The sequence below is a fragment of the Microbacterium sp. J1-1 genome (genome assembly GCF_024498615.1).
In the GTDB taxonomy this organism is placed as follows: domain Bacteria; phylum Actinomycetota; class Actinomycetes; order Actinomycetales; family Microbacteriaceae; genus Microbacterium; species Microbacterium aurugineum.
The window spans coordinates 1,527,934-1,551,739 of the sequence record NZ_CP089590.1 but is presented as its reverse complement, the minus strand read 5'-3'; the positions used below and the strand labels follow the sequence as shown (position 1 = coordinate 1,551,739).

Sequence of the window (23,806 nt, the reverse complement as noted above, 5' to 3'; positions counted from 1 at the left end):
CCCCAGCCTACCGAGGCCACAGCGGTCGACCGTTCGCGAACCTCGGTCGACGGTGTCGTTCCGGGCACGGCTGCGCGCTCCCGTAGGCTGAGGGGATGCCCGGATCGCAGGCCCTGCCCGACATCGTGTCGCGCCTGTCGGACTGGTATCGGGACGCAGCGCGTGACCTGCCGTGGCGCCGATCCGCGTTTCATGACGAGTTCGGCGCCTGGGGAGTCCTCGTGAGCGAGTTCATGCTGCAGCAGACCCCCGTCTCGCGGGTCATCCCCCACCTCGAGGCCTGGCTGGCGCGGTGGCCGACCCCGGAGGCGATGGCCGCGGCATCCACGGCGGACGTCGTGCAGCAGTGGGCGAACCTGGGCTATCCGCGACGGGCGCTCTGGCTGCACCGTGCCGCGGTGGAGATCACGGAGCGGCACGACGGCATCGTTCCCCGCGATGTCGACGCGCTCCTCGCGCTCTCCGGCATCGGCGACTACACCGCCCGAGCGGTCGCCGTGTTCTCCTATGGAGACCGGCACCCCGTGGTCGACACGAACACGCGGCGCGTTCTGGCGAGGGCGATCGACGGCCGAGCCCACCCCGCGCCGCCGTCTCGTCGTGACCTCGCACTGATGGAATCCCTGCTCCCGGCTTCGGTGCCCGAGTCCGTGGTCTTCAACGCCGCGGCGATGGAACTGGGCGCCACGGTCTGCACGGCGCGAGCTCCGCGCTGCGAGCAGTGCCCTCTCTCCGCGACCTGCGCCTGGCTCGTCGCGGGCCGCCCCGACACCGGGGATGACCGACGACGCCAGGCATCGTACGAGGGATCGGACCGTCAGGCCCGCGGCCTCGTACTGCGCCTTCTGCGGCAGGCGGCCCCCGACCCGGTGCCGCTGGTCGCCGTCCTCCCCGACTGGCCGGACTCGCCTCAGCGCGATCGCGCGATCGACTCGCTCATCGCCGACGGGCTCGCCGAAGCCGACGGCGAAGCCCTCTCGCTGCCTCGGTGACGACGCTTCAGAGGTGATGATCGGTGCGGTGTGCGAGCACCGTGAGCTCGACGCGGCTGCGGACGTCGAACTTCGTGAAGATCCGCCCGAGGTGCACTTCGACCGTACGGACCGACACGTTCAGCATCTCGGCGATGTCCCTGTTCGGGGATCCACCGACGGCGAGCATCGCCACCTCGAGCTCCCGTGCTGTGAGCGCGAGCGACCATGCGGCGCGACACGCGGAGAGCGGATCGGCCGCCGGAACGATGCTCCCCTCCCTGGCGTCGAGCCGGTCGATGCGGTCGCGGATGGACCGTGCCCACGCGGTCGCCCCCGAGACCTCGAACAGACGCTCGGCACGGTGGAGGTGCACCCTTGCCGCGGCATGATCATCGTGGATCGCGTGCTGGGTTCCGAGCATGGTCTCCACTCTGGCTCGCGTGAACGGAGAGGCGAGCGTGCGTGCAGCCTCCGTCACGGCATCACGCTCCGAACGCCACCGAGCGTCCCCGGCCGTCGCGATGCGCACGCGCAGCCGCTGCGCGAGCGCGATCTCCGGCGGCTCGATCGAGCCGACCGTCATCGGGCGCGCCTCCACCGTGAGAGCGAGTTCGTCGAGCGCCGGCACCGACATCGCGGTCCGCGGTGACCCGAGCTCGGCCCAGAGTCGAACCGTGGCGGCGGCATCGTGGAAAGCGCCGGCGAGAAGCGACTGGATGCCCCGATCGACGAGCACATCGATCCGTGCCCCGTTCGGCAGGGCTGCCGTGAGTGAAAGCGAGAAGGGACCGAGTTCGCCGAGCACGGCGAGATCGAGACGGCGCGCGAGGACCACGCCCAATCCCGCGAACGGCAAGGCGACCGGCAGCACGAGCGCGGCCTGGATCAGTCGTTCCCGCGCGAGGCCGATGTCGCCTCGCCACGCGAGCAGCAGGACGTCGACGATCCGGCGGTACGCCTGGATGATCGGGCTGTGCTCGTAGCCGGGAACCAGAGGGTCCGGCGCGGAGCCGATCGCCGAGTCGTCTTTGGCGAGGAGACGTCGCGCTCGATCGATGTCACCGTGCAACGCTGCGCGCAGGGCGCTCAGCATCCCGCCACTCACCGGACCGGAACCCGCGACCTCATCGACGTCGCGCTCACCAGCGATGAGCCAGCTGAGGGCGATCGCCGGATCCCGCAGTTCACGTTCCGCGCCGGTGCGAGCTGCCCCCTCGCGGAGCGCATCGAGCCACACCCGCATCCCCCGCCGGTCACCTCGCTCAGCGCACATCACTGCCACGAGTGCGCTCGCGCGTGTCCAATGTCGCCAGTCCCCCGGGTCATCCGTCTCCGGACGCAGCGAACTCGGATCGATCTCGGGCACCGCCCCCTGCGCGAGCGTCTGGGCGACGAGGAGTGCGCCGAGGCCTCGCGAACGCCGAGGGTCGGAAGTCTCGGAGTACAGCGCGTTCAACCATGCCGAGGCCTCGGATACGAAGCCGGCTGCGAGCGCCGACGTGCCTGCGACCAGACGCGCGTCGTCTCGGTCGCTTGCGGTGGCGTGGTCCGAGGCCTCGCGAGCGAGCAGCAATGCGCGCTCGGGATGGCCCGCGTCACTGAGTTGCCCGGCGATGTCGATGAGCTCGGGAGCAGCCGCAGGGTCGCCTTCGAGGGACGCCCGCGCATGATGCCAGTTCGCGCGCACCTGGTCGCCGCGCGCGCGGAAGACAGTGCTCAGCCGCTCGTGGACCACCGCCGTGGTCGCGGCTGAGGATGTGGCTCTGATCCAGATCGACAGGCGGGCATCGACGAAACGAACACGACCGGCATGCACGCGGAGGCGGTCGCCCACCGGAGCGGCCGCGACCTCTGATGCGGTTCTCCCGTCGAACGCGAGCAGAGGTTCGAGGTCATCCTCCAGGGACACCGAGAGTGCGAGGAGCAATTGCCGGTCACGCGATTCGAGTTCCATGGTGTCGAACCTGCGGGCGATCGACGGGACCAACGGGAGCGGTGACGGCAATGGACGGTGTCCGTGTCTTTGCTCGGGCGTCAGACTCTCGACGACTTCGCGGACCGTAGGAGCATGCGCGTCGAGATCGACGGCGAGACCGGCAAGCACATGCGGTGCGCATGCGAGGTCCCGTTCGAGAAGCTCCTCGAGGATGATTCCCACCACCGCGGGCGCGACGAATCGCCCCCGCGCCATGCTCCGACCCACGATGCCGCCCCCCAGCTTCGCGGGATCTGGTCCCGCGAAGCTGAGCGTATCAAACGGCGATCACTCCGCGTCGTCGTCCGTGCGGTACGGGTCGGCGTCGCCGGCATGCGATGCCGAGGACGCGAGCTTCGCGACGTCCGCATCCCGCTGCTGGGCTTCGCGGAGCAGCGCACCGATGTGATCCGCGTTCTCCGGAAGCGCGTCGGGGATGAATTCGAGCGTCGGCACGAGCCTGGTGCTGAGCTGCCGCCCGACTTCGCTGCGCAGCATTCCGGTGGCCGAGGTGAGCGCGGCACCGCTGGAGATGCGCTCTTCCTCCGTGCCGAGCACCGTGTAGAACACCGACGCGTGCTGAAGGTCTCCGCTCACGCGGACGTCGGTGATCGTGACGAAGCCGAGGCGCGGGTCACGCAGCCCCTTCTCCAGTCGTTCAGCGAGGATGACGCGGATGCGATCCGCGAGCCGAGCCTGTCGTTCGCCTGCCATTGTTCTCTCCCTGTACGGAAACCTCAGGGCGTCCCCCGCTCCGCTCCCCGAGGGGAGCGGAGCGACGGACGCCCGAGAGGTTGTTCGAATCGATCAGCCGCGAGGCTTCTCGACGAGCTCGGTCGTCTCGATCTCATCACCGATCTGGATGTCGTTGTACTTGCCGAGGCCGATACCGGCCTCGTAGTCCGTACGGACTTCGGTGACGTCGTCCTTGAACCGGCGCAGCGACTCGATGGCGAGTCCATCGGCGACCACGACGCCGTCGCGGATGACGCGAGCCTTGGCGTTGCGGGTGATCGTTCCCGATCGCACGATGACACCGGCGATGTTGCCGAACTTGGAGGAGCGGAACACCTCGCGGATCTCGGCCACACCCGACTGGACCTCTTCGAACTCCGGCTTGAGCATGCCCTTGAGCGAGCTCTCGATCTCGTCGATCGCGTTGTAGATGACGGAGTAGAAGCGGATGTCCACACCCTCACGGGAGGCACGCTCGCGCGCCTTCGTGTCGGGGCGGACGTTGAAGCCCACGATGATCGCGTTGTCGATCGTCGCCAGGTTCACGTCGGACTCGGTGATCGCACCGACACCGCGGTGGATGATGCGCAGCTGCACCGAGTCGTCGACCTCGATCTTGAGCAACGATTCCTCGAGCGCCTCGACGGCACCGGAGACGTCACCCTTGATGATGAGGTTGAGCGACTCGACCTTGCCCTCTTCGAGAGCACGGGTGAAGTCTTCGAGCGAGATGCGCTTACGGGCCTTGGCCAGCTGGGCGTTGCGCTCGACCGCTTCACGCTTCTCCGCGATCTGGCGAGCCATGCGGTCTTCCTCGGTCACGATGAAGACGTCACCGGCACGCGGCACGGAGTTCAGACCCTGCACCTGCACCGGACGCGACGGGTAGGCCTCGAGGACCTGCTCGCCGTTCTCGTCCGCCATGGCACGCACACGGCCGTACGCCGTACCTGCGACGATCGCGTCGCCGACCCGGAGCGTTCCGGACTGGATGAGCACTGTGGCGACCGAACCGCGGCCCTTGTCGAGCTTCGCCTCGATCGCGACACCACGAGCGGCCTTGTTCGGGTTGGCGGTCAGGTCGAGACCGGCGTCTGCGGTGAGCAGCACGGCGTCCAGGAGTTCCTGGATACCGGTACCGGCACGTGCGGACACATCGACGAACATGACATCGCCACCGAACTCCTCGGCGACCAGGCCGTACTCGGTCAGCTGCTGACGCACCTTGGAGGGGTTGGCGTCGGGCTTGTCGACCTTGTTCACCGCGACCACGATCGGCACGTTCGCCGCCTGCGCGTGGTTCAGCGCCTCGACCGTCTGCGGCATGATGCCGTCGTCGGCTGCGACCACGAGGATCGCGAGGTCGGTGACCTGCGCACCACGGGCACGCATGGCGGTGAACGCCTCGTGACCCGGGGTGTCGATGAAGGTGATCGCGCGCTCGATGTTCTCGTGCTCGGTCCAGACCTGGTAGGCACCGATGTGCTGGGTGATGCCACCGGCTTCACCCTCGATGACGTTGGTCTGACGGATCGCATCGAGCAGTCGCGTCTTACCGTGGTCGACGTGACCCATGACGGTGACCACCGGCGGACGGATCTCGAGGTCGTCCTCGCTCTCCGCCTCCAGCTCGGCCTCGAGGTCGAGACCGAAGCCCTCGAGGAGCTCCTTGTCCTCGTCCTCGGGCGAGACCATCTGGATCTTGTAGCCGAGCTCGGCACCCAGGACCTCGAAGGTCGCCTCATCCAGGGACTCGGTGGCCGTGGCCATCTCGCCGAGGTTGAAGAGGATGGTGACGAGGGTTCCCGGCTGGACCGTGTAACCGGTCAGCGTCTCGATCTTGTCGGCGAAGTCCGCGATCGACGCGCCGCGGCGCATGCGGATGGTCTCTCCGTTGCCGCGGGTGACGTTGACGCCACCGACGACCGGAGCACTCCGCATCTCGAACTCTTGCCGCTTCGCCCGCCGCGACTTGCGCTGCTTGCTCTTTCCGCCGCCCTTACCGAAGGCACCTGCGGTGCCGCCACCGGGACCACGGCCTCGGCCGCCGCCCCCACCGGGACGACCGGCGAAACCGCCGCCGGGACGCGCGCCGGGACCACCGGCACCGCCGGGTCCGCCGCCGCCGGGACGACCGGGACCGCCGGAGCGCTGCTGGAACGGAGCACCCGGACGACCACCCTGACCGCCACGAGGAGCGCCGGGACGCGGCGAACCGGGACGCGGGGCACCCGGACGGGGTGCGCCGGGACGCGGCGCCTGCGGACGCGGGATGTTGCCCGGGGTCGGGCGCTGTCCCATGCCCTGAGCGGATGCGAAGGGGTTGTTGCCCGGACGGGGTCCGGCGGGGCGCTGACCCATCCCCTGCGCAGAGGAGAACGGGTTGTTGCCGGGGCGCGGAGCCCCGGGAGTCGGTGCGCCGCCCTCAGCAGGCTTCGCCGCCTCGGGAGTCGCTGCAGCCGGAGCCTCTGCCGCGGGGGCAGGCGCCGGAGCGGAGGGCGCGGGAGCCGCGGGGGCCGGGGCCTCCGGGGCAGGCTTGGGACCGGGCTTGGGACCCGGGGTCGGTGCCGGCTTGGCACCGGGCTTGGCACCGGGCTTGGCGCCGGGCTTCGCCGCAGCGGGCTTCGCGGCGGGAGCGGCGTCAGCCGCAGCCTTGAGCGAACCGTCGGCCTCGATCGCCGCACGCAGCTTGCGCGCCACCGGCGGTTCGATGGTCGAAGACGGGCTCTTCACGAACTCGCCGAGTTCCTTGAGCTTTGCAAGTGCGACCTTGCTGTCGACGCCGAGTTCGGCGGCGATCTCATGTACGCGTGGTTTACCAGCCACAATTCTCCTGTCTGAGTCGGTCCACCCAGACAGGGCAGACCACTAGTCGCGGACGGGTCTCATTTCGAGCCGTTCACTTTGTTTCCATAGCTGTTCAGCCTTTGTTTCTTGGTGGATGCTGTTCGAAGTTCCGCGTGTCCAGCTGAGTGGTCACGCGCAGTGCTCGTCCGAATGCGCGGCGCCGCAGAGCGGCATCCATGCATTCGCGTGTCGGATGGACCCACGCGCCTCGCCCTGGCAGGACAGCACTCTCATCGACGATGAGGGTGTCGTTCTGGGACACCACCCTGAGGAGGGCGGAGCGGGGAGCACGCGTGCGACAACCGACGCACGTTCGTACGGGTTCCATCTTACACCTGCGTTTCGCCCCGCCCTGCCCGTACGCGGGGCGAGCCGGGAGTCCGGAGCCGTTCAGTCGAGGATGCTGTCCGGCTGGATGTCGATCTTCGCCCCCGTGAGCTTGGCGGCCAGACGCGCGTTCTGACCCTCCTTGCCGATCGCGAGCGACAACTGATAGTCGGGGACCAGCGCACGGACGGCCTTGGTTCCCGCGTCGAGCACGAACGAGCTCGTGACCTTCGCCGGCGAGAGCGCATGGGCGACGAAGACCGGAAGATCGGCGTCGTAGTCGACGATGTCGATCTTCTCCCCCGCGAGCTCCTCGGTGACCGCGCGTACGCGCCGTCCGAGCTCGCCGATGCACGCACCCTTGGCGTTGATCGACGGATCATTCGCCTTCACCGCGATCTTGGTGCGGTGTCCGGCTTCACGGGCCAGAGCCACGATCTCGACGAGACCGGCCGCGATCTCCGGAACCTCGAGGGCGAAGAGCTTGCGCACGAGTCCCGGATGCGTGCGCGAGACCGTGATCTGCGGGCCCTTGAGCCCCTTGGCGACGCTCGTGACGTACACACGCAGGCGCGACCCGTGCGTGTACTCCTCGCCCGGGACCTGCTCCTCGGGGGGCAGGATGGCTTCGACGGCACCGAGATCGATGTGGATCATGCGCGGGTTCGGACCCTGCTGCACCACGCCGGCGACGATGTCGCCTTCCTTGTCCTTGAAGTCACCGAGCACCACGTCGTCGGCGATGTCCCGCAGACGCTGGCTGATGACCTGCTTCGCCGCGAAGGCCGCGATGCGTCCGAAGTCGTCGGGGGTGGCGTCTTCCTCGCCGATGACGGCGCCTTCCTCATCCCGGACGACCTGGAGGACGGCGACGTGCCCGGTCTTGCGGTCCAGGTCGACGCGGACGCCCTCGGGGGTCACACCGTCCTCGGACACGTGCTTGGAGTATGCGGTCAGGATCGCCTGCTCGATGATCGCGACGAGTTCGTCGAAGGGGATCGCCTTCTCCTTCTCGATCCCTCGCAGAAGACTCAGTTCGATGTCCATGACGGCCTCTCTATTCAGCTCTCGTCGCGCCTGTTCGCACGCGCGACATCCGTACCACGATACCCTGTGCCGACCGGCCCCTGCCACGGCGGCAGCGGAGGCGGCCGCGGACCGGCCCGAGGAGGACCACGTGAGCGCATTCGACACCATCGTCATCGGTGCAGGCATGTCGGGGCTGACGAGCGCCCGCATGCTCGCAGACGCCGGCCAGCGCGTCGTCGTCCTCGAAGCACGGGACCGCATCGGCGGACGGATGCACACCGATCGGAGCGCGGGGTTCCCCGTCGACCTCGGCGCGTCATGGATCCACGGGATCGACGGCTCTCCCCTGTGGGACCTCGTCCAGGCCCTTGGTGTCCCGACCATCGAGTACACGGTGGGCAGCTTCCAGGTCGGCGGGCGACCGATCGAGAACTTCGACGGCGAAGGGCGGGCGATGGATGACACCGCCACCGCCCAGTGGATCGCGGATGTCGATGAGGCCGATCGCCTGCTCGTCGAGGAGATCGCGGCATCCTCCTCGGGTGACACGTACCTCGACGTCACCGAGCGGGCCCTCGATCGTTCCGGGTTCTCGCCCGAGCGCATCGATGAGATCCGTGAGTTCTTCCGCCACCGGGTGGAGGAGCAGTGCGGCGCCTGGATCGGCGACCTGGATGCGCACGGCCTCGACGAGGATGCCATCGAGGGCGACGAGGTGATCTTCCCGCGCGGGTACGACGAACTCCCCCGGCGCATCGGTGCCGGGCTCGATGTCCGCACCGAGACGCCGGCCTCACGCGTCGCCCGCTCGACGACCGGCGTGGTCGTGCAGGCAGGCGACACGGAGTACACCGCTGACCGCGTGATCGTGACCGTGCCCCTCGGCGTGCTGAAGGCGGGAACGATCGAGTTCGAACCGGCGCTGCCGGACGCGGTCGCAGGCCCGATCGACCGGCTCGGCATGGGGGTCTTCAACAAGATCTTCCTGCAGTTCCCCGCACGTTTCTGGAACGACGAGAGCTACGTCATCCGCGCTCTGGGCGAGGCCGGGGAGCACTGGCACTCCTGGTACGACGTCTCCGCCGTCAGCGGACTGCCCACGCTGCTGACCTTCGCGGCCGGCCCCTTCGGGCGGCACATGCAGGAGCTGCCGGACGAGGAGGTGGTCGCTGACGTCCTGCGCGCCCTCCGCAGCCTGTACGGCGACGCGGTCGGCGAACCCCGCGCCCACTGGATCACGCACTGGGGGCCTGATGCGTTCTCGAACGGCTCCTACTCGCACCTGGCGGTGGGATCGACGCATCACGACCACGATGCCCTGGCCGGTCCGGTGGACGACGTGCTGCATTTCGCGGGCGAGGCCACCTGGGGCGACGAACCCGCGACGGTCGGCGCCGCCTTCTACTCCGGGCACCGAGCGGCGGAACGGATCCTCGGCCGCACCGTCGACCTCGGCGAGTTCGCCGCCGGCATCACCGCGCGGGAGCAGAAGGCAGGGCGTTGATCGCCCCGATCAAGCGGAACAGGTTTCCGACGTGGCGTTGATCCAAGTGGAGCGCCAGTCGCGGCAGTTCGAGTCGGTCGTCGTCGGCGACCTCGGGCTGCCGTGGATTCGTCCTCTCGATGCGACCCGAAGCCAGCATCGTGGCGAACTGCTCGTTTAGCGCTTCGACCTCGGCACCCGTCGGCTCTTCCCGCAGGCGCAGGATCAGCGCGTCGCCGACCCACCGCAGCGAGTCGTAGTTGTGCCAGAAGCCGGTGATCTCCGCGCGCGCCTCCTCCACGGAGTCGGTGATCACGACACGGTCGAAGTCCCCCTCCGAGATCACGCCGGTCGGAGCGAGGTGGTCGTCGATGAAGCTGCGCAGCCCCTGCCAGAACGTCCCGCCCGGCTGATCGAGGAGCACGATGGGCGTGGGCTCCGCCTTACCGGTCTGCTGAAGGGTGAGCAGCTCGAACATCTCGTCGAGGGTGCCGAAACCGCCGGGGAGGCAGATGAACCCCAGCGACTCCTTGATGAGCATCAGCTTGCGCGTGAAGAAGTACTTCATCGCGACCACGTGATCCTGACCGGCGACGAAGCCGTTCGGCTTCTCCTCGAAGGGCAGTCGGATCGACACACCGAGCGAGAGCGCGGGCCCAGCCCCCTCGGACGCTGCCTGCATGATCCCGGGACCGGCGCCGGTGACGACCATCCAGCCATCACCGGCCAGTGCCGCGGCGACATCACGGGCCGTCAGGTACAGCGGGTCATCCTGCCTCGTGCGCGCCGAACCGAAGACGGTGACCTTGGGCACGCCGCGGAACGGGGCGAACAGCCGGAAGGCGTCGCGCATCTCCGCCAGCGCCGCGGAGGCGATCTTCAGGTCGAGTCGGTCGGCACCGTCCTCGCCCAGCAGGATCGCGGTCCGCAGCATCCGCATCACCAGTCGTCGATCGGCGTGCACGCCCGCGTCGTCGAGGACGGTATTGATCTCGGCACTGAGCGCTTCCGGCAGAGGTTCGTCGTTCATGCCCCCAGCGTGTCACGCGGCGCGAGGAGTGGGGGCCGCAACGCCGGGCACCGGACCGACACGGTCAGTCATCCCCTGAGCACGACACCGCGGCGGTGTCAATGCCCGTGACCACCATCCCGGCAGCGGGCACGCTGATGCCATGACGGAGATCACAGGACCCGAAGCCCTCGCCCGCGTCGCCGAGCTCGTGCAGGACATCGACATCACGATGCTGACCACCACGGATGACGAGGGCAACCTCGTCAGCCGGCCGATGTCGACCCGGCAGATGGACGATGCCGGGGACATCTGGTTCTTCACGGCTGAGGACACCGAGAAGGTGGACGAGGCTCGACAGAACCACGACGTCGGGCTCGCATACTGCGATGCCAAGGGAATGCGGTACGTGTCCGTCGCCGGGACAGCTGAGATCGTGCACGACCGCGCCAAGATGGAGGAGCTCTACTCCGCGTCTCTGGAGATCTGGTTCGCCGACGGCCTCGACACACCGGGAATCGCGCTGCTCAAGGTGACACCGAAGGTGGCGGAGTTCTGGGAGCCCGCCAAGGGCAAACTCGCTCTCGCCGCGGGGGCACTCAAGTCCCTCGTCACCCGCGATACACCGGATGACGACATCATGAACCACGGCCGCATCGTCTGCTGACGACGCGGCCGCGGGTCTCACCGCGAGGCCGTGAGACGCTCGACGACCTCGTCGACCGAGATGGCGTCGCGGGCACCGGTCGCCCGGTCCCACAGCTCGACCTGCCCCTCGGCCGCGCCGCGTCCGACGATCACGATCTTCGGCACGCCGACGAGCTCGGCATCGCCGAACTTCACTCCCGGCGACACCTTGGGGCGGTCGTCGTAGAGCACGTCGAACCCGGCGGTCTCGAGCTGAGCGGAGAGGCCCTCAGCGACGTCGAACGCGACCTGGTCACGACCGGCTGCGACGACCTGCACGTCGAACGGTGCGATCGAGGCCGGCCAGATGAGACCCTTGTCGTCGTTGTTGAGCTCGGCGATGATCGCCAGGATGCGGGTCACACCGATTCCGTAGGAGCCCATCGTGACGGTGACGAGCTTGCCGTTCTCGTTCAGCACCTTCAGGCCCAGCGCCTCGGCGTACTTGCGGCCGAGCTGGAACACATGACCGATCTCCATGCCGCGCGCGAGCTCGACGGGGCCGGATCCGTCGGGAGCCGGGTCTCCGGCACGCACGTTCGCGATCTCGACGATGCCGTCGGCGGCGAAGTCTCGTCCGGCGACGACGGAGTGAGCATGCTTCTGGTCGATGTTCGCCCCGGTGATCCAGGTCGTCCCCTCGCTCACACGCGGGTCGACGAGGTAGCGGATGCCGGTCGCGGACTCCTCGCCCAACACTGCGCCGGTGGGTGACCACGGGCCGATGTAGCCCCGCACGAGGAGCGGGTTCTTCTCGAAGTCCTCGGCCGTGGCGGTCTCGACCTCAGCGGGAGCGAACGCCACCTCCGCACGCTTCTCGTCGACGTCGCGGTCGCCGGGGATGCCCACGACGACCAGCTCACGGGTCCCGTCGAGATGGGTGAGAGCCAGAACCACGTTCTTGAGGGTGTCCTCCGCCGTGTAGTCGCCGTCGAGTTCGCGGTTGCTGTGCGCCACCAGCGTCTCGATGGTCGGGGTGTCGGGTGAGTCGAAGATGACCGGCTCTGCGTCCGGGTCGAATTCGATCCCTTCGGGCACCGCGGTCGTGAACGCCTCGACGTTGGCGGCGTATCCGCCCGCGCTGCGCACGAACGTGTCCTCTCCGACCGGCGTCGGGTGCAGGAACTCCTCGCTGCGGGAGCCCCCCATCGCGCCGGCATCCGCCTGGACGATGGCGTACTCGAGACCGAGACGCTGGAAGATGCGCTCATAGGCATCGCGCTGCGCCTGGTAACTGACGTCCAGACCCTCGTCGGAGGAATCGAACGAGTAGGCGTCCTTCATCGTGAACTCGCGGCCACGGAGCAGGCCGGCCCGCGGACGCGCCTCGTCACGATACTTGTCCTGGATCTGGTAGATCGTGAGCGGAAGGTCCTTGTACGACGAGTACAGGTCCTTCACGAGCAGCGTGAACGCCTCCTCGTGGGTCGGAGCGAGGAGATAGTCGCCACCCTTGCGATCCTGGAGTCGGAAGAGCAGGTCGCCGTACTCCTCCCAGCGACCGGTCGCCTCATACGCCTCGCGCGGCATCAGTGCGGGGAAGTGGACCTCCTGCGCACCGGCCGCGGCCATCTCCTCGCGCACCACGGACTCGATCTTCGCCTTGACGCGCAGACCGAGTGGCAGCCACGCGAAGATCCCGGCGGCCTGCGGCCGGATGTACCCGGCCCGGATCAGCAGCCGGTGGCTGGCGACCTCTGCGCCTGCAGGGTCTTCGCGGAGCGTGCGGAGGAAGAAATTCGAAAGACGAGTGACCACGGAGCAAGTCTAGTGAGCCGTGGTCACTCGTCTCGCGTCAGTTGAGCGCGGGGAGGTTCGCGGGGACGACCCCACCGGCGTACAGGTCGGCCGCGAGTTCCTGCAGGGCGGTGAGAGCGACCCGCTGCGGAAGAGGACCGTAGGAGATGCGAGCGACGCCGAGCTTCTCGTACTCCGAGGCGGCGAGCGCTCCCGGAAGACCGATGACGCTGACCTTGCGCTCGCCGATGCCCTCGACGAGCTGACGGGTGACGTTCATGTCGAGGATGCCGGGGACGAAGACCGCCGTCGCACCGGCGTCGAGGTAGGCACGACCGCGCTGGACGGCATCGGCGACGCTCTCCTTCACGGAACGCCCACCGGCACGGACGAAGGCGTCGGTGCGCGCATTGAGGGCGAAGGGCACTCCTTCGCCCTCTGCCGCCTTGACGATCGCCTCGACGGCGGCGACGGACTCGTCGAGCGGCTTGAGCCGATCCTCGACGTTGGCACCGACGACACCGGCAGCGATGGCGAGACGCGCGGTCTCCCCCGCGTCCCCGTAGCCGTCATCGAGGTCGGCGGTGACGGGAACCTGCACAGCGGCGGCGATCCGCCCGACCATGTCGATCATCACCTCCCGCGGCGTGGCTCCGTCCTCGTAACCGAACGAGGCGGCGATGCCGTGCCCCGCGGTGGCGAGCGCCTTCGTCTCCGGGAGCGCGGCGACGGCCTTCGCGGAGACGACGTCCCACACATTCACGACGCGGAGGATCTCCGGAGCGTCATAGAGTCCGACAAGAGTCTGGGCCTTGGCTGCAGTGGTCATGTAACCACGGTAACGCGACCCGCAGACGGTCGGGTCGGCTCCAGCGGATCCGGCATCGATGAGGGAGCCCGCATAGTGTGGAGCCATGCCGCAGCGCCGATCGCATGTGTCCTCCTCCGCCACTCGGAGCGAGCTCGCGGCCGCCCTGGCCGCGCTCCGGGAGTCTTCGGAGGCGCCGCTCGAATTCCCACCCGAGGCGCTCGCCGAAGCAGAGACCAGCACCGCGACCGCCCCGGAGCTCGACCTCCGGGACGTGCCGTTCGCGACGCTGGATCCGGCGGGTTCCCGCGACCTCGACCAGGCATTCCACCTGGCTCGTGCGGGCACCGGCTACACGGTGCGCTACGCGATCGCCGACGTTCCGGGATTCGTCGTGCCGGGCGGAGCGGTGGACACCGAGGCTCGACGCCGCGGACAGACGCTGTACGCGACGGACGGGTCGATCCCGCTGCATCCTCGAGCACTGAGCGAGGATCGCGCCTCACTGCTCGCAAACGTCGACCGCCCTGCGCTGGTCTGGACCTTCGACCTCGACGAGGCGGCCTCGGTGCAGGACTTCCGCCTCGAACGCGCACTCATCCGCTCTCGCGCCCAGCTCGAGTACGTGACCACGCAGCAGGTGTTGGACCGTGGCGACGACGGACCCGCGGCTCTGCTGCCGGAGATCGGAGCGCGGCGCCTCGAACAGGAACGGTCACGGGGCGGGGCGAGCCTCAACCTCCCCGATGAGGAGGTCGTCCAGGGCGCGGACGGCGCGTATTCGATCGAACGCCGCAGTCCTCTCCCCGTCGAGGAGTGGAACGCTCAACTGTCCCTCATGACGGGGATGGCGGCGGCGTCGCTCATGCTCGACGCCGGGATCGGTGTCCTCCGCACCATGCCGGAACCCGACGACGCGGCCTTCACCACGTTCCGGCACCAGACGGTGGCCCTCGGGCGACCGTGGACGTCAGGAACCTACGGGGAGTACCTGCGCCAGTTGGATCGCGCCGACCCCGTCACCCTCCCGGTGCTCGAAGCCGCAGCATCGCTTTTTCGCGGCGCAGGGTATGTCGTCTTCGACGGAGCGCCCCCGACGGACACGGTGCAGGCCGCGATCGGCGCTCCCTACGCGCACGCGACCGCTCCCCTGCGCCGACTCGTCGACCGCTGGACCCTCGTCATCTGCCTTGCGGCATCGAGTGGCGCTCCGGTACCGGAGTGGGCCCGCGCGTCGCTTCCCGAACTCCCTGCTCTCATGCAGGAGTCCGGTCAGCGCGCGTCGCGGCTGAACTCGACGACGATCAACACCGTCGAAGCCGCGCTGCTCGTTCCGCTGATCGGCACGACGATCGAGGCGACGGTCATCGAGTTGCGCGGTGAGCGCGCGAGCGTGCAGATCGCCGACCCCGCGGTGACGGCGACAGCGCCCGTTCCCGCCGATGTGAAGCCGGGAGACATCGTGCGCCTGCAGGTCGTCCGCGCGGACATCGCCGCGGCCGAGGTCGAGTTCGCCGTCTGAACGAGCCTTGAAGTGTGTCATCACACTGGTACATAATGTATCAGCGCAATGACACACTGACGGAGGCGACGATGATCCTGTTCCTGCTTCTCATCTGGGGGCCCAGCGTGCTCGGCGCAGTGATCGCGCTCGCCCTCCGGCTGACTCTCCTGCGCGGAGCCCCACGGCTCTCAACCAGAGATGCGGTGATCACCGCGGTCGCGGGTGGAGTGCCGGTGATCGTATTCCTCGCTCCCCTCGCCGGAGATTTCGGTTTCGGCCCCCAGCTCTGGTGGGACCTCGGGAGCCGGACGGCACTTCCGTTGATACTGGGTATCGTCAGCGTGATCCTGCTCTGCTTCCCCTCGCGGTCGACGCAGATGGACGCCTCGGCGCAGCTCGTCCCGCGTACGGTCCGGACGTTCCTCCGCCCAAGACAGCCCATCCTCCTCGGGGTCCTCGCAACCGTCGCCGTCGCGCTCGCTCTTGCCGCCGGAGCCGCATCGGAGACGGATGAGCGGGGAGAGTACACACGATTCTCGATCACCCTGGGGTCCTCGGGCACTTCGGCCTCGACCGGCATCTACGGCTGGCACTACTCGCTGCCGTCGCTGGCGCTGCTCGGCGTGCTCCTCCTCGCCACCGCGATCGGCTGGCTCCTGATCCCGCGTCCTGCCTGGAGCTACGACATCGACCGCGACACCGCGATCCGGCGACTACGTGCCGCCAACATCGCCCGGATCGCGTGCGGGGCCGTACTGCTCCATCTCGCCGTGGTGTTCAGCTCGCTGCGAGGCACCGCATCGATGATGCTGTCGGCACAGGCGGGCCCTCTCGGCATGGTGTCCCTCGGCACCCCGTTCGCCGCGATGGAGCCCGCACTGTTCGTTGCGTGGGCCCTCTCCACCACGGCAGGGATCGCGCTCTGGCTGCTCACCGCCCTCAGTGGTGTGCCGATGGGCGCTCGGACACCGAGTCAGGTGCGCACGTCATGATCATCACGATCCGCCGTGATACCGGAGAGTCGCCTGCAGAACAGGTCCACGATCAGATCCGAGGGTTGATCACGACCGGTCGGCTCCTCGCCGGCGACCGCCTTCCGTCCGTGCGTCAACTCGCCTCGGACCTGTCGATCGCCCCCGGAACCGTGGCGAAGGCGTATCGCCTGCTCGAGGAAGACGGGCTCGCGACCTCGCGCATCGGCTCCGGCACGCGGGTGAGCGACTCGGCCAGCCCCGTCGCGGGCGGCATCGCCGATGCCGCCCACGCGCTCGCCACCGTCGCCCGGGCGGAGGGCCTCACGCTCGCAGACACGCAGCGGGTCCTCCGCGCGATCTGGTGACCGCTCGCCGAGGCGAGGCCACCGGGCGCGAACGACATCGGCGGATACTCTGACGGCATGGATCATGCCGAACGCGCCGAGCGGTTCATCGCCGAAACCTACCCCCGCGCGCGGATCGCGATCGTCGCCGGAAGCACAGCCCGTGAGGAGCGCACGGCAACCAGCGACACCGACCTCCTGCTCATCGGCGATCCGCTCTTCGACGACCCGACGCAGTCGAGCGAGGCAGCCACCCACGAGTTCGAAGGAGAGATCTTCGAGGTGTTCGCCTACACTCCGGACGGCTTCGCCGAGTGGGCGGATCGCGGTCTCGACAACCACCGCCCCGTCATCGTCCACATGCTCGTGGAAGGAATGCCGATCCGGGATGACGGGTCGCTGGATGAGTTCCGTGCGCACTGGAGCAGACTCCTGGCCGCAGGGCCGACACTCACCGCTGAAGAGTCCGCATTCCGTCGTTACGTGATCACCGACCTCCTCGATGACCTCCACGACGCGGAGGATCCCCTGGAACAACGGGTCGTGGCGAACCTGCTGTTCGAACGCATCGCAGAATTGATGCTCCTGTCCGAGGGCCACTGGGTCGCGACGGGAAAATGGCTTCCCCGTCGACTGCGTTCCCTGAGCCCCGAGCGCGCCGGCCTTCTGGGCGACCCGCTGCTCGCCGGAGACATCGTGCTCTTCGCCGCACGCGTCGAGACCGAACTGCGGCGAGCGGGTGGCCGCGTTCAGGCGGGATTCGTCCGCTGAGGTCAGACCGCCGGGGTCGCGGTCGTGGTCATCACCAGGAGCTGCGGGTCGCTCAGATCGAGCTCGACCACAATCGCGGAGAACTCCGTGAGACTGTCGACATGGGTGCCGCCGCAGAGGATCGCCGCGTGGCCCTCCGGCAGGTCGCAGTGCCACCGTCGGCGGTCGACGATCGTGGGCCCCTCCGTCCGGATGAAGCTCGCTGCGCCCGACGCCACCCACGCGGCGAGCCGGCTGTTGATCTGCTCCTCACGATCGGCGAGCGTCGCGGCGAAGGTCTCGGTGTCGAATCCAGCTCTGCGCAAGCTCTTGCCGAGACGGTACTCGTCGACGGCGCCGTTCTCGTGGATACGGCTGGACTGGTTCGCACGGCCTTCGAAGTCGGGATTCCCGAGCGCATCCGCTCCCGGGTCCTTACGCCACAGGTCGGAGACGGCGAGGTCGAGCGCGAGGGAGGCCAGGTGGCAGGCCGTGTGACCACGACTGAGTCCGGCTCTGCGCGTCTCGTCGACGGACAGGCGGACGCGGGCGCCCTCCACCAGCCCGTCGGGCACCTCGGCGTCGATACGGTGCCCGACCAGCCACGTCCACCCCTCCGCGCCACGCTTGACGGGGATGTCGCTGCCCACGGCGAAGGCACCCTCCGCGGAGGCAGCGGCCATCACGGCCTCCGCGACCCGGAGAACCTGCCCGCCCGACGTGATCGTTCCGCTGTCGCCCGGCTGATCCGGCCAGGTGTGGTCGACGGGGTGGAAAGGAGTCGCGTCGACCACGACCACCGTCCCGTGCGGGCCCTGCTCGATGCGGGTGACGACGCCGTCACCGTCTACAGCGCCTTCGGCGAAGGTCACGATGGTGGGCGTCGACATGGATCTCCTCGGATTCGACGGTGCTGCCGGAGTGCGGTCGGCGGCCTGCGGCGGCGGGGTCAGTGCGACGGCGGGATGGTGAAGCTGGCCAGCTTGTCGCCCTCGATCACGAAGATCCCCTCGGACTCGCCGTTGAAGACCCTGCTCGACCAGGCGAAGCGGATGCGTGTCGTGTCGCCGTCCGTCGTCGCCGAGAGCACCGTCATCTGCGCGCCCGCTCCGATCGCGTCACTGTCCGCCCACGCGCGCACGCCGTCGGGGCCGGCCTTGACGGTGCCCCAATCATCGACGAATCCTGCCGGTGTGAACGCGCGGACGAATGCTTCCGTATCCGCGGCATTGATCGCATCGACCATCGCCTGAACGGGGGCGGGAAGAGCGGCTTCGGACATGTTCGTGCTCCTCAGGACTCAGGCAGTGACGACCTGCGCGGTGCCGAGGGGCGCTTCCGGGCCCATCTCGGCGGCGATCCGGGTGGCCTCTTCGATCAGGGTCGCGACGATCTCCGCCTCCGGCACGGTCTTGATGACCTCGCCCTTGACGAAGATCTGCCCCTTGCCGTTGCCCGATGCCACGCCGAGGTCGGCTTCACGGGCCTCGCCCGGACCGTTGACGACACAGCCCATGACGGCGACGCGCAACGGCACCGTCATGTCCTTGAGCCCCTCGGTGACGTTCTCGGCGAGTGTGTAGACGTCGACCTGAGCGCGCCCGCACGACGGGCACGAGACGATCTCGAGCTTGCGTTCACGGAGGTTGAGCGACTGCAGGATCTGGTGTCCGACCTTCACCTCTTCCGCCGGCGGCGCCGAGAGCGAGACGCGAATGGTGTCGCCGATCCCCTCGCCGAGCAGGATGCCGAATGCCGTGGCGCTCTTGATCGTGCCTTGGAACGCCGGCCCCGCCTCGGTCACCCCGAGGTGCAAGGGCCAGTCGCCGCGCTCGGCGAGCTGACGGTATGCCTTGACCATGACGATGGGATCGTTGTGCTTGACGGAGATCTTGAAGTCGTGGAAGTCGTGCTCCTCGAACAGCGACGCCTCCCAGACGGCGCTCTCGACCAGAGCCTCGGCCGTCGCCTTGCCGTACTTGGTGAGGATGCGACGGTCCAACGATCCGGCATTGACGCCGATGCGCAGCGAGACGCCGGCGGCCTTGGCTGCCTCGGCGATCTTGCCGACGTTGCCGTCGAACTCCCGGATGTTGCCGGGATTGACGCGGACGGCCCCGCACCCCGCATCGATGGCCGTGTAGATGTAGCGCGGCTGGAAGTGGATGTCGGCGATCACGGGGATCTGGCTCTTCATCGCGATGATCTTGAGCGCATCGGCATCGTCCTGATGCGGCACGGCGACGCGCACGATCTCGCAACCGGACGCCGTGAGCTCGGCGATCTGCTGAAGGGTCCCGTTGATGTCGGTGGTCTTCGTGGTCGTCATCGACTGCACACTGACGGGAGCATCGCCGCCCACGAGCACCTTGCCCACTTTGATCTGCCGAGACTTCCGGCGCGGGGCGAGGACTTCGGGGATCTTCGGCATTCCGAGGTTCACTGCTGGCACCCCACCAGCCTACGCCGCCCGGATGCGAGAGGGCTGGACGGACGCACCTACGCTGGTCGCATGGCGGTCATCCTCCTCACCGGCTTCGAGCCCTTCGACGGCGCCGCCCGCAACCCCTCGGCGGACGCCGTCCACGCGGTGGCGGCAGACTACGACGGCCCGCACGATCTCGTCATCGCGACGCTGCCCGTCGCCTTCGATGCCTCGGCGCTCCGCCTTCGTGACCTGATCGCGACGCACTCCCCCGATGCCGTGATCGCCACCGGGCTCGCCGGAGGCAGCCAGCGGATCGCGGTCGAGCGCATCGGCGTGAACCTGATCGACGCACGGATCCCTGACAACGACGGCGCGCAGCCGTTCGATGCTCCCAGCGAGATCGGCGGCCCCGCCGCTCGTTTCGCCAGCCTCCCGACCAAGCGTCTGTTTCAGGTGCTGACTGAGGAGGGGCTGCCTGCGCACCTCTCGCTGTCGGCGGGGACCTACGTCTGCAATCACGTGCTCTACACAGCCCTCGGCGCTGTTCGGGCGGACGCGCGAGCCGGATTCGTGCATCTGCCCTGGTCCACCGGCACCGCACCGGTCGGCGCAGCGCACCTCGCCGACAAGGATCTCGCACGCGCCGTGCGCCTCGTCGTCGATCACGCCCTCGATGCCGAGGTGCCCCAGCCCGGCGGCAGTCTCTGGTGAGGCCCTGCCGCTCAGACGGGCACGGGCGATGTGGTAGTTTCAGGCCCATGCTCGCGAACTTCACCTGGTGGCCCGCCTTCTAGGCGGTGTGTTCGCGTTCCCACGAATCCAGACCGCCTCCGGGGCGGTCTTTTCGTTGCGCCGAGCCGGAGCACTGCACAGGAGACATCGATGACCCTCTCACGACTCGCCGAGCTCAGCGCCGACCCGACGGCATCCTTCGTGCTGATCGCCCGCGACGGTGCCGACACCGTCGAGCTGCTCAGCGGCGACGTGGTCGATGTCGACCTGCTCGCCGACATCCCGCTCACGCTCGACGGCACCCCGCGCGAGATCTTCGCCCTGGTCCCCTACCGCCAGGTGCGTGAGCGTGGTTTCGTCGCACAGGACGACGGCGCACCGCTGCGGTGCGTGATCGTCGACGAGCACCTCCACCTTCCGACTCCCGTTCTCCTCGAGCAGCTCCCGAACACTCCGGTGCCTCTCCGCGACGACGGCTTCGACATCGCGGACGACGAGTATGCGGCCATCGTGGAGAAGGTCATCGCAGACGAGATCGGGCGCGGCGAAGGCGCGAACTTCGTGATCCGCCGCGACTTCACCGCGAACATCGATGTCGACGACCGCACCGCGGCGCTCACCTGGTTCCGCGCCCTTCTCACGCATGAGCGCGGCGCGTACTGGACGTTCGCCGTCTTCACGCCGGGGCACATCGCGGTCGGCGCGAGCCCGGAAGCACACGTCGTCGCGCGTGAGGGCGTCGTCACGATGAACCCGATCTCCGGAACGTTCCGCCACCCTGCAGGGGGCGCGACCAAGGACACGCTGATCGATTTCCTCGCCTCCGCCAAGGAGACCGAGGAGCTGTTCATGGTCGTGGACGAGGAGCTCAAGATGATGAGCGCGGTCTGCTCCGACGGCGGGCGCATCACCGGCCCGCACCTCAAGGAGATGTCGCGGCTCACGCACACCGAGTACATGCTCCGCGGACGCAGTGCCCTCGATCCGCGCGACATCCTGCGGGAGACGATGTTCGCACCGACCGTCACCGGATCACCCATGCAGAACGCCTGCGCTGTGATCCGCCGTCATGAGCGCCAGCCGCGAGGCTACTACTCCGGCGTGGCCGCGCTGTTCACCCCGAACGCGGACGGCGGACATGACCTGGATGCCCCCATCCTCATCCGCACCGTGTACCTCCAGGACGGCACGCTGCGCGTTCCCGTCGGTGCGACACTGGTCCGCCACTCCGATCCTCTGGGCGAGGTGTCGGAGACGCACGGCAAGGCGGCCGGCGTGCTCGGCGCGATCGGTGCGATCGATCGCGATCGTGTGGCGGAGGCCCGGAGCGATGCCGATGCGCCGGGTGGGGAACGCGCCCTCGCCGACGACCCGGCGATCGCCGCACTGCTGTCTTCGCGCAACGCACGCCTGGCCGAATTCTGGCTCAACCCGCAGGGCGAGGACTTCACCGGACCTTTCGCGGGGCACACGGCTGTCGTCGTGGACGCCGAGGATCGCTTCACGACGATGCTCGCCCACCAATTGCGACACCTCGGTCTCGCCGTGACGATCGCGCCGTGGGACGAGGTGACGGACGCCGACATCGACGCCGCGGACCTCGTCGTCGCCGGCCCCGGCCCCGGCGACCCGCGGGACGCCACGAGCACTCGCATCTCGCGGATGCGCGAGATCGTGGGACGCCGCCTCGATGCCGAAGCTCCGCTGCTCGCGGTCTGCCTCAGCCATCAGATCCTCGCCGACCGGCTGGGTATCGCGCTGACGCCGCTCGCGGCGCCGCACCAAGGCCTGCAGAAGGCGGTCCCGGTGTTCGGAGAGGACGCATCGATCGGCTTCTACAACACGTTCACGGCGCGAGTGGCACCGGGGACGACGACCGTCGCATCGGCCGAGGTGTCCGCAGACGACGCGTCGGGCGACGTCTACGCCCTGCGCGGCGCGCACTTCGCCTCGGTGCAGGGACATCTCGAATCGATCCTGTCGCGCGACGGCATCCACACCCTCGAACGCCTCGTCTCCCACGCCCTCAGCTGAGCGGACGCCCAGTCGGATTCCGATGCGGTCGCCGCTCGAACCGGCTGCGACTCAGCACCGCCGTCGACGATCATCTCGGTGTCAACCGAGAAGATTCACCGGATTGAAGAGATCGGCGATCAGGAGCAGTGCGCCCATCGCGATCAGCAGGACCGCGACCACCACGGTCAGCGGCACCAGCTTGGTCGCATCGACCGGTGCAGGAGGGGGCCGCCGGAAGAGCTTCGCCCAGGCCCGCTTGATCCCATCCCACAGGGCGACCACGATGTGCCCTCCGTCGAGCGGGAGCAACGGGATCAGGTTGAACACGAACAGGGCGACGTTGAGCGAACCGAGCAGTCCGAGCAGGATCGCGAAGCGATTGAGGACGGGGGCATCCGTCGCCGCGACCTCACCCGCCAGGCGCCCGACACCGACCACGCTCAGGGGGCCGTTCGGATCCCGCTCACCCCCGGTCACCAGGGAGACGCCGATGTCCCAGAGCCGCACGGGGAGCGTGACGAGCAACGAGCCGACCCTGGCGACGTTCTCGGCCGCCATCTGCGGTCCCGCACTCAGCGGCTGCTGCACGTATCCCATCTGCGATCCCATGCCGACATAGCCGACCTCCTTGACGACGGGATCACCGGCGTCGTCCAGGATGGGCTGGCCCGAGGCATCCGTGATCGTGCGCTCGGCGGCCACCGGGGTGATGCTCAGGCTCTGCTCGGTGCCGTCCCGCAGGACCACCAGGTCGAGCGTCTCACCGGGCGCCGCCTGCACGATCGCCGTCGCCTCCGCGAAGTCCGACACCGGCTGGCCGTCGACGGAGACGAGCACGTCCCCCGGCTTGATCCCGGCTTCCGCAGCGGGCGACTTCGGGTCGTCCGCGGTGCACTCGGTCTGGGTGGATCCTGCGGGGACGACGCACTCGGTGACCGAAGCGATCGTCGTCGTCCCTTGCTGGACGCCGATACCGGACACCAGCACCGTGAAGATGACGGTCGCCAGGATCAGGTTCATCAGCGGACCGCCGAACATCACGATGACACGCTTCCACACGGGCAGACGGTAGAAGACTCGGTCCTCTGCGCCTTCCGCGATGGTCTCGTCGTTGGCGGAGCGCGCGTCCTGGATCAACGACCGGAACACGCCGGATGCGGGACCGGTGCTCTTCGACGGCGGGTACATCCCGGACATCGAGATGAAGCCACCGAGCGGCAGCGCCTTGAACCCGTACTCGGTCTCCCCGATCCGCTTCGACCACAGACGCGGCCCGAAGCCGATCATGTACTGGCCGACGCGCACGCCGAAGAGCTTCGCGGGGACGAGATGGCCGACCTCATGCAGGCCGATCGACAGGCCGAGGCCGATCAGCATGAAGAGGATGCCGCCCAGATAGAGCAGTAATTCCACGTGCCAACGCTACTGCCCCGAGCTAGGAATCCGC

At 68.5% G+C, this 23,806-nt stretch carries 21 protein-coding genes; 9 read left to right on the top strand and 12 right to left on the bottom strand.

From position 1 onward, the window contains the following. Positions 1-113 precede the first annotated feature (113 nt). Positions 114-992 carry an A/G-specific adenine glycosylase gene (locus LRQ07_RS07315; protein ID WP_256536423.1) on the top strand — a complete coding sequence of 293 codons (879 nt, stop codon included), beginning with the start codon at positions 114-116 and terminating at the stop codon, positions 990-992. A gap of 7 nt (positions 993-999) precedes the next feature. Here the strand turns inward: LRQ07_RS07315 and LRQ07_RS07310 are convergent, their stop codons facing one another. The 5 genes from LRQ07_RS07310 to nusA all read right to left on the bottom strand — a co-directional run bounded on the left by LRQ07_RS07310 (position 1,000) and on the right by nusA (position 7,905). Further along, positions 1,000-3,165 carry a response regulator transcription factor gene (locus LRQ07_RS07310; RefSeq protein WP_256536284.1) on the bottom strand — a complete coding sequence of 722 codons (2,166 nt, stop codon included), beginning with the start codon at positions 3,163-3,165 and terminating at the stop codon, positions 1,000-1,002. Positions 3,166-3,237: 72 nt separating this feature from the next. Then, entirely contained in the window at positions 3,238-3,663 is a 426-nt protein-coding gene (rbfA, locus tag LRQ07_RS07305; RefSeq protein ID WP_021199404.1) for a 30S ribosome-binding factor RbfA, read from the bottom strand. A 93-nt stretch (positions 3,664-3,756) separates the two neighbouring features. Next, entirely contained in the window at positions 3,757-6,510 is a 2,754-nt protein-coding gene (gene infB, locus LRQ07_RS07300) for a translation initiation factor IF-2 (protein ID WP_232762035.1), read from the bottom strand. A 94-nt stretch (positions 6,511-6,604) separates the two neighbouring features. Next, positions 6,605-6,859 carry a YlxR family protein gene (locus tag LRQ07_RS07295; protein ID WP_081996981.1) on the bottom strand — a complete coding sequence of 85 codons (255 nt, stop codon included), beginning with the start codon at positions 6,857-6,859 and terminating at the stop codon, positions 6,605-6,607. A 62-nt stretch (positions 6,860-6,921) separates the two neighbouring features. Next, positions 6,922-7,905 carry a transcription termination factor NusA gene (nusA, locus tag LRQ07_RS07290; protein ID WP_047522603.1) on the bottom strand — a complete coding sequence of 328 codons (984 nt, stop codon included), beginning with the start codon at positions 7,903-7,905 and terminating at the stop codon, positions 6,922-6,924. Between the two features lie 130 nt (positions 7,906-8,035). Between nusA and LRQ07_RS07285 the strand changes: the two genes are divergently transcribed. Continuing rightward, entirely contained in the window at positions 8,036-9,391 is a 1,356-nt protein-coding gene (locus tag LRQ07_RS07285; RefSeq protein WP_256536283.1) for a flavin monoamine oxidase family protein, read from the top strand. On the opposite strand, the gene LRQ07_RS07280 is transcribed toward LRQ07_RS07285, so the two are convergent. Further along, complete coding sequence (locus LRQ07_RS07280; RefSeq protein ID WP_256536282.1) at positions 9,360-10,400, bottom strand: TIGR00730 family Rossman fold protein; 1,041 nt, start codon at positions 10,398-10,400, stop codon at positions 9,360-9,362. The two genes, LRQ07_RS07285 and LRQ07_RS07280, sit on opposite strands and share 32 nt — an antisense overlap. A gap of 142 nt (positions 10,401-10,542) precedes the next feature. Here LRQ07_RS07280 and LRQ07_RS07275 point away from each other — a divergent pair, with 142 nt between their 5' ends. Next, complete coding sequence (locus LRQ07_RS07275; RefSeq protein ID WP_248540265.1) at positions 10,543-11,046, top strand: pyridoxamine 5'-phosphate oxidase family protein; 504 nt, start codon at positions 10,543-10,545, stop codon at positions 11,044-11,046. Between the two features lie 17 nt (positions 11,047-11,063). Here LRQ07_RS07275 and LRQ07_RS07270 read toward each other — a convergent pair whose 3' ends face one another. Continuing rightward, positions 11,064-12,824, bottom strand: coding sequence for a proline--tRNA ligase (locus LRQ07_RS07270; RefSeq protein WP_256536281.1), 1,761 nt, complete (start codon positions 12,822-12,824; stop codon positions 11,064-11,066). Between the two features lie 37 nt (positions 12,825-12,861). Next, positions 12,862-13,632: an isocitrate lyase/PEP mutase family protein gene (locus tag LRQ07_RS07265; RefSeq protein WP_256536280.1), complete on the bottom strand. Its 771-nt coding sequence runs from the start codon at positions 13,630-13,632 to the stop codon at positions 12,862-12,864. A gap of 85 nt (positions 13,633-13,717) precedes the next feature. Between LRQ07_RS07265 and LRQ07_RS07260 the strand changes: the two genes are divergently transcribed. From LRQ07_RS07260 to LRQ07_RS07245, 4 genes are read left to right on the top strand one after another with little or no spacing between them, the layout of a single operon-like run. After that, a complete protein-coding gene (locus LRQ07_RS07260) occupies positions 13,718-15,133 on the top strand; it encodes an RNB domain-containing ribonuclease (protein WP_256536279.1) in 1,416 nt (471 codons plus the stop codon). A gap of 35 nt (positions 15,134-15,168) precedes the next feature. Further along, the gene (locus LRQ07_RS07255; protein ID WP_256536278.1) at positions 15,169-16,107 is read left to right on the top strand and encodes a hypothetical protein; all 939 of its coding nucleotides are present in this window, start codon (positions 15,169-15,171) and stop codon (positions 16,105-16,107) included. Beyond that, entirely contained in the window at positions 16,104-16,454 is a 351-nt protein-coding gene (locus LRQ07_RS07250) for a GntR family transcriptional regulator (RefSeq protein WP_232762042.1), read from the top strand. The genes LRQ07_RS07255 and LRQ07_RS07250 overlap by 4 nt, the downstream gene beginning before the upstream one ends. A gap of 57 nt (positions 16,455-16,511) precedes the next feature. Then, positions 16,512-17,204: a hypothetical protein gene (locus tag LRQ07_RS07245; protein WP_256536277.1), complete on the top strand. Its 693-nt coding sequence runs from the start codon at positions 16,512-16,514 to the stop codon at positions 17,202-17,204. Between the two features lie 2 nt (positions 17,205-17,206). Here LRQ07_RS07245 and LRQ07_RS07240 read toward each other — a convergent pair whose 3' ends face one another. Genes LRQ07_RS07240 through ispG form a run of 3 tightly spaced genes read right to left on the bottom strand, consistent with a single transcriptional unit; the run spans position 17,207 to position 19,614 of the window. Further along, on the bottom strand, positions 17,207-18,073 hold the full coding sequence (locus LRQ07_RS07240; RefSeq protein ID WP_256536276.1) for a hypothetical protein: 867 nt from the start codon (positions 18,071-18,073) through the stop codon (positions 17,207-17,209). 59 nt (positions 18,074-18,132) lie between these two features. Further along, positions 18,133-18,465 carry a nuclear transport factor 2 family protein gene (locus LRQ07_RS07235; RefSeq protein ID WP_256536275.1) on the bottom strand — a complete coding sequence of 111 codons (333 nt, stop codon included), beginning with the start codon at positions 18,463-18,465 and terminating at the stop codon, positions 18,133-18,135. Positions 18,466-18,483: 18 nt separating this feature from the next. Then, positions 18,484-19,614, bottom strand: a complete 1,131-nt coding sequence (gene ispG / locus LRQ07_RS07230; RefSeq protein WP_047522577.1) for a flavodoxin-dependent (E)-4-hydroxy-3-methylbut-2-enyl-diphosphate synthase — start codon at positions 19,612-19,614, stop codon at positions 18,484-18,486. 81 nt (positions 19,615-19,695) lie between these two features. Here ispG and LRQ07_RS07225 point away from each other — a divergent pair, with 81 nt between their 5' ends. Then, positions 19,696-20,322 carry a pyroglutamyl-peptidase I gene (locus LRQ07_RS07225; RefSeq protein ID WP_256536274.1) on the top strand — a complete coding sequence of 209 codons (627 nt, stop codon included), beginning with the start codon at positions 19,696-19,698 and terminating at the stop codon, positions 20,320-20,322. A 171-nt stretch (positions 20,323-20,493) separates the two neighbouring features. Further along, positions 20,494-22,377 (top strand): chorismate-binding protein, encoded by a 1,884-nt coding sequence (locus tag LRQ07_RS07220; RefSeq protein WP_256536273.1) that lies wholly within the window; start codon positions 20,494-20,496, stop codon positions 22,375-22,377. 81 nt (positions 22,378-22,458) lie between these two features. On the opposite strand, the gene LRQ07_RS07215 is transcribed toward LRQ07_RS07220, so the two are convergent. After that, positions 22,459-23,772, bottom strand: coding sequence for a M50 family metallopeptidase (locus tag LRQ07_RS07215; RefSeq protein WP_256536272.1), 1,314 nt, complete (start codon positions 23,770-23,772; stop codon positions 22,459-22,461). Positions 23,773-23,806: the final 34 nt, after the last annotated feature.